Genomic DNA, 5,940 nt, shown 5'->3' on the forward strand with positions numbered 1-5,940 from the left:
GGCGGGTACGTGCCGCCGTCGCCGAACTCGTCGTTCAGCCCGAGGAATCCGCAGGTGGCGCTGCCGCCGATCCAGGCGCCCAGCCCTTCGGTGGCGCCGAGTCCGGTGCCCGGGTCGGGGACGCCGCAGAGCCGGTTGCAGGGTAACAAGGCGCCCGTCGCGCAGGACATCACGTTCGAGCGGATGGCGAGTACGCAGATCGCCTGGCTGGCCGCCCTGATGGTCGCGTTCTCGCTGCTGCTGACGCAGTTGCGGCTCGGACGGCGCCGAGTGCCCGCCGGGGCCGCCGCCAAGCGCACGAAGGGAACGCACCGGCGCCCGCGCCGCGGCATGTTCGGCAAGTGACCAGCGAGGATTCCCCCGTCACCGCCACCACAAGGCCCGCGCAGGGACGCTAGCCGCCGCTCTCCTCGACCGTCCTTGGCCTGCGATGCCGCACGCCTTAATACGTCTGGCCGTCCATTCGGCGCTGCCGTCACCAACGGCGACAGAATGACCGGACTACGGGAACGGGTGGCTACGTCCCGATGAGGGCGGACATCGCCGACCTCGGCACGTCCATCCCCGTGCTGGGGTGACCGGTGACGCCCCATCCCCGCGCTCTTGGAATGGCTGATCCCTCCGCCGGCCGCGTCCCGACCGCCGAAGAGATCGGCCGGAGGTTGAACATCCGGACCGCCACCTGAGACGCGAGACCGGCGCCTCCCCTGCTCAGTCCGACTGGGTCGATGGGACTGCCGTCCGCGCCCTCCAGTTCGCACCGGTACATGACCCATCCGGTCAGCGGATCCCTGGTGCAGGTGCGGATGTCGGCGGTTCCCGTGGCCAGGGCCTCCCCACCATTGTCCAGCAGCGCCAGCGCACCGAAAGCGACCTCCAGCGCCAGCAGGATGCCCGGCACCGCGCAGATCACCTTCACAATTCTCGGCGACCGCTCCAAGTAACGCGCAAATCGGCGGCGACCTTTCTCATCCCAGAGCACCATGACGCCGCCGGCTCCTCGCTTCGGAAGGTGGCGACGGCCGGTGCACGGCTACTGGCACGGCCGCCGGCGAGAGGGAAGGAGCGAGTGTACTCGGGCCGCTGGAAGACAAAAAGCGCCGATGATTCACCGGTTTACAGAATGGCCTGATGCGCCATTCGGGTCATGATCTGGTCAGGGCGTAGCAGGCTATTGCGGCGGCGGCCACGACGTTGAGGGAGTCGACGCCGCGTTGCTGGGCGGTCTCGTTCATGGGGATGCGGACGCGGTGGTCGGCCTGGTCCAGCCAGCGGGACGACAGGCCGTCGCCTTCGGAGCCGAGGAGAAGTGCCCGGCGGTCGGCCGGTTTCAGGTCGTCGATGGGTTCGGCATCGGGGGCGGGGGTGAGGGCCAGGAGCTGGAAGCCCGCGTCGCGGATCAGCGACAGGTCGTTGTGCCAGTCGGTCATGCGGGCGTACGGCAGGGCGAACACGGCGCCCATCGAGACCTTCACGGAGCGGCGGTAGAGGGGGTCGGCGCAGCGCGGGGCGAGGACGGCGGCGTCCACGCCCAGGGCCGCCGCGCAGCGGAAGATCGCCCCGATGTTGGTGTGGTCGACGATGTCCTCGCAGATGATGACGCGGCGGGCCGTGGCGAGGACGTCCGCGACCGGGGGCAGCGGGAGGCGTTCGAGGGAGGCCAGGGCGCCGCGGTGCACCGGGAAACCGGTGACCGACTCCATGGCGGCGTCGTCCACGACGTAGACGGGGGCGTCCAGGCCGGACAGGACGTCAGCGAGCGGGTCGGCCCAGCGGCGCGCCATCAGCAGGGAGCGGACGGGGTGGCCGGCGGCGATCGCGCGGCGGATCACCTTCTCGCCCTCGGCGATGAACAGGCCGTGCTCGGCCTCCAGGCTCTTGCGCAGGTTCACGTCGCGGAGCCGGACGTAGTCGGCGAGGCGCGGATCGGCGGGATCCGGGACGGGGATGAGGTCGGCCATGCCCCCAAGTCTGCCGTCCCGGACGGCCGGATCCGGTCGTCGCGGGCGGCCGTCCGCGCCTGTTCGTACCGCCGTCGTCGCGGTCCGTGATGCTCGGGTGCGATGCCAGGTTCGTCGGGACATACGGTGATGACCTGCGTCATTATCAGTTTTGAGTTCTTTGTAACCTCTCGTTCGTACTACTACAGTGCCGGGGAACATCGGCGGGTTTCTGGTGAATCGAGGGCAGGCCATGAGCGGACGTCATCGCAATGACTTCCCTGACGGGGCGGACGGCGGCTACGACCCGTCCAGGCCAGTCTTCGGCCCGGCCAACGACGGGTCGTCCGATTGGTTCGGCGCGCGGGACGGCCAGGGCGCACCGCTCTCCCAGCCCCAGGCCGGGCCGCAGGGCGCGCCGCCCGGCGCGTCGGGCGAGACGCCCGAGTGGTTCACGCCCCGGCAGTCGTCGGAGGAGCCGGTCTACGGGGCCGGCGGGTTCGGCGGCGCGTCCGACGCGGGCGGCTACGGCCTTGGACGGTCCAGCGGCTACCCGCAGGGCGAGGCGTCCGGCGGCTACCCGCGCCGCGAGCCTTCCGGTGGGTATCCGCAGGGTGAGCCGCGGTCGTCGTCCCCGCAGGGGCCGCCGCGCGAGTCCTCACCGCTGGCGGGCACCGGGTACAGCGAGTACGACTCGATCCGCAGTTCGGACGGCGGCCAGTCGGGGTTCTTCGGCGGCGGGTCCGGCTCGTCGAGCGGATCGGGCGGTTACGGCGGCGGATCCGGGGGCTCTGGAGGGTCCGGCGGGTCCGGCGGTTACGGCGGCGGGTCGGGCGGCTACGACAGCGGGTCCGGCGGCTACGAGTACGGGCGCCGCAAGCGCAAGCGCAGCGCGACCGCGCTGATCGGGCCGATGGCCGGGGCCGTGGGCCTCGCGCTGCTGCTCGGCGTCGGCGTCTACGCGTTCGCCGAGAGCGGCGGCGGCTGCTCCGGCGACGACGCGATGAACCTGTCGGTCGCGGCGGCGCCGGACATCGCGCCCGTCGTGGAGAAGGCCGCCGGACGCTTCAACGACAGCAAGCACAAGGTCGACGGCACCTGCGTCAAGGCGACGGTGAAGAAGGTCGAGCCGTCGGCGGTGACGCCGCTGCTGTCGGGCCAGGCCGTGTCGAACGACCGGCCGGACGTGTGGATCCCCGACTCGTCCCTGTGGGTCTCGCTGGCCCAGTCGAACGCCGAGGGCGGCGACGAGGGCGGCGTGGTATCCACCAAGACCTCGCTGGCCAAGAGCCCGATCGTGGTCGGGCTGCCGCAGTCGCTCGCCCTGCAGCTGAAGAAGGAGGGCATCACCGCCAGCCCGTCCTGGGACAACCTACTGAAGGCCGCGGGCGGCGTCGCCGGCGGCGCGGTGACCAAGAACCAGATGATCCCGGCCGGCGCGGTGCGGCTGGTCGTCCCGGACCCGATGAAGAACGCGGCGGGCATGGGCTCGCTCATGGTCACCAGCATGCTGCTGGCCAACGACCCGAACCGCGACTCGATCTTCACCGGCATCGTCCGGACGGTCCGGGAGAGCACCGTCCCCTCGGTGGAGTCGGAGTTCGCGGCGTTCCGCAAGGACAAGGGCGGCAAGAAGCCGATCTCGCTGTCGTCCGAGCAGGCCCTGTACCAGTACAACAGGACGAAGCCGGCGGAGCCCGCGGTGGCGCTGTACCCGATCGAGGGCACGCTGTCGATGGACTACCCGTTCACCGTCACCAGCAAGGACGCCGCCAAGCAGAAGGGCGCCCGGCTGCTGGAGCAGGCGATGAGCACCGAGGCGACCCGCAAGGACGTCCACGACCTCGGCTTCCGCACCACCGACAGCAAGGCGCCGGCGGGCTTCACCGAGGCGGCAGGGGTCAGCCCGGCCAAGCCGCGGCAGCTGCCCACGCCGAAGAGCGCGGACGTCGCGAAGGTCATGCAGGCGTGGTCGAAGCTGTCGCTCGGGCTGCGCATGCTGACGCTGATCGACGTGTCCGGCTCGATGGCGGAGAAGGTCGGCCCCAACACCAACCGGCTGCAGGCCATCGCGCAGGTGTCGCAGGGCGGCCTCGCGATGATGTCGAACGACACCGAGCTCGGCCAGTGGCTGTTCTCCACCAACATGGGCGCCGGCGGCGTCCCGTACCGGATCACGGTGCCGATCGGCCCGCTCGGCGAGCGGATCGGGTCGAGCACCCGGCGCGGGCGCGTCCTCGCGGTGCTGAACCAGATGAAGCCGAAGCCGACCGGCGACACCGGCCTGTACCGGACGATGCTGGCCGCGTACAAGCAGATGAACGACACCTACAAGCCGGAGTTCGGCAACTCGATCCTGCTGCTGACGGACGGCAAGAACGACGACGACGGCGGCCCCACGCTGGCGGACACGCTCAAGCAGCTGAAGGCCATGCAGGACCCGAACAAGCCGATCCAGGTCAACATGATCGGGTTCGGCAAGGGCGTGGACCGCAACGAGCTGGAGCAGATCGCCGCGGTGACGCACGGCAACGTCCAGGTCGCGCAGACCCCGCAGGAGATCTCCAGGATCTTCCTGAAGATGCTGTCCCGGCGGATCCAGTGATCACGCTCCGCTGATCCTACCGACGCGTCAGGTAGTTCTTGATTTTTTCCGGTCCCCGGTGTCAACCGGGGGCCGGGCCCGATCGTCAAACAGTCGGAGGCCCGACGGGGAGCGGGGCCGTCGGGCCTCCAACTCGCTTTCCCCCCGGCCCGTGACGGGGAAGCGCCCGCCGGACCGAACCGGCGGCGGGAGAGCCCACCGCTCCCTCTTGGATCTTCCAGCCCGTCCCTCACGATGCGGACGAGGAATCCGAAAGCAGCCCGCAGGAGGACCTTGTGTCCGGTTGGCCCAGTTTTGATCGCGCGGACGACGAACGTCTGGCGCAGGCGCTGGCCGCAGGCGATCCCAGCGCGCTCATCCAGGTCATGGACCGCTACGCGGCCCGCCTGTACGACTACTGCCACGCGCTGCTGCGCGACCAGGAGCAGGCGGCCGGGGCGCTGCACGACGCGCTCATCGCCGCCTACGCGCACGTCTCCGTGCTGCGCGAGCCCGACCGGTTCCGCGCCTGGCTGTACGCGCTCGTCCGCAACGAGTGCATGCGGCGCCTGCGCGACCCGAACCGGCCCGCCGAACGGCGCGGCGCGCCCGAGGTCGAGGAGGGCTTCCTGGACGAGGCGGAGCTCGCCCGCCGGCAGGAGGCCCGGCGGCTCGTCCACAGCGCCCTGGCGACGCTGCGCGGGCGCGAGCGCGAGTCGATCGACCTCATGCTGCGGCACGGCCTCGACACCTTCGAGGTCGGCTGCGTCCTCGGCCTGGACGGGCAGGAGTCCACGGACCTGACCGGCGCGGCCCAGGCCCGGCTGGACGAGGCCCTCGCCGCCGTCCACCTCGCCCGCACCGGACGCAGCGGCTGCCCCGAACTCGCCGGGATCGCCGAGGACGGCGGCGTCGGCGGCACCCGGCCCCTGCCGCCGCCGGCGGTCCGCGCGCTGGTGCAGCACGTCGCGTCCTGCCCAGTGTGCGGATCCAGCCACGAGCGGACCGCCCCCGCGGCGCGGCTGCTCCAGGTGCTGCCGGTCGCGATGATGCCCACCGACCTGCGCGGGCACGTCATGGCCACCGCCACCGACGCCGCACTGGCCGGCGACCTCAGCTACATCGCGCACCGCGCCGAACCGCTCGACGAGTGGGGCTGGCCCCTCGTCGTCGACCGTCCGGCCCAGCGGGACGACGGCTCCGAACGGCGCGGCCCGCGCGCGCTCTGGCCCGCGCTGGCGGCCGCGGCGGCGGTCATCGTCATCGTGGCCGGGGCGTTCTACGTGATGTCCGGCCGCGGGGAGACGAGCGCGCAGGGGCCCGTGGGCGGGGCGTCGGAATCGGTGCTCGACCCGTCCACACCGCCCGACTCGGAGGAACCGTCCGACTCGCCGACGCCCACGCAGAGCGAGACCC

Annotated in this window: 5 protein-coding genes; 3 read left to right on the forward strand and 2 right to left on the reverse strand. The window is 71.6% G+C overall.

Annotated elements, in window-relative coordinates; genetic code table 11:
- Positions 1-183: 183 nt before the first annotated feature.
- Positions 184-345: a hypothetical protein gene (locus ETD96_RS45435; RefSeq protein WP_171069468.1), complete on the forward strand. Its 162-nt coding sequence runs from the start codon at positions 184-186 to the stop codon at positions 343-345.
- A gap of 172 nt (positions 346-517) precedes the next feature.
- On the opposite strand, the gene ETD96_RS39880 is transcribed toward ETD96_RS45435, so the two are convergent.
- Positions 518-985, reverse strand: coding sequence for a hypothetical protein (locus ETD96_RS39880; RefSeq protein WP_138641670.1), 468 nt, complete (start codon positions 983-985; stop codon positions 518-520).
- 160 nt (positions 986-1,145) lie between these two features.
- Positions 1,146-1,961, reverse strand: coding sequence for a TrmH family RNA methyltransferase (locus ETD96_RS39885; RefSeq protein WP_138641671.1), 816 nt, complete (start codon positions 1,959-1,961; stop codon positions 1,146-1,148).
- 232 nt (positions 1,962-2,193) lie between these two features.
- Here ETD96_RS39885 and ETD96_RS39890 point away from each other — a divergent pair, with 232 nt between their 5' ends.
- Together ETD96_RS39890 and ETD96_RS39895 are read left to right on the forward strand one after the other, a co-directional pair.
- The gene (locus tag ETD96_RS39890; protein WP_138641672.1) at positions 2,194-4,545 is read left to right on the forward strand and encodes a substrate-binding domain-containing protein; all 2,352 of its coding nucleotides are present in this window, start codon (positions 2,194-2,196) and stop codon (positions 4,543-4,545) included.
- Positions 4,546-4,820: 275 nt separating this feature from the next.
- The coding region (locus tag ETD96_RS39895) for an RNA polymerase sigma factor (RefSeq protein ID WP_138641673.1) at positions 4,821-5,940 on the forward strand (1,120 nt) is incomplete at its 3' end.

Origin of the sequence: Actinomadura geliboluensis (genome assembly GCF_005889745.1) — a bacterium.
GTDB classification, from domain to species: domain Bacteria; phylum Actinomycetota; class Actinomycetes; order Streptosporangiales; family Streptosporangiaceae; genus Spirillospora; species Spirillospora geliboluensis.

Bases quoted from the DNA above. Each gene is read 5' to 3' on its own strand.
- ETD96_RS39880 (WP_138641670.1), bottom strand. From the start codon at position 985: ATGGTGCTCTGGGATGAGAAAGGTCGCCGCCGATTTGCGCGTTACTTG.
- ETD96_RS45435 (WP_171069468.1), top strand. From the start codon at position 184: ATGGCGAGTACGCAGATCGCCTGGCTGGCCGCCCTGATGGTCGCGTTC.
- ETD96_RS39890 (WP_138641672.1), top strand. From the start codon at position 2,194: ATGAGCGGACGTCATCGCAATGACTTCCCTGACGGGGCGGACGGCGGC.
- ETD96_RS39885 (WP_138641671.1), bottom strand. From the start codon at position 1,961: ATGGCCGACCTCATCCCCGTCCCGGATCCCGCCGATCCGCGCCTCGCC.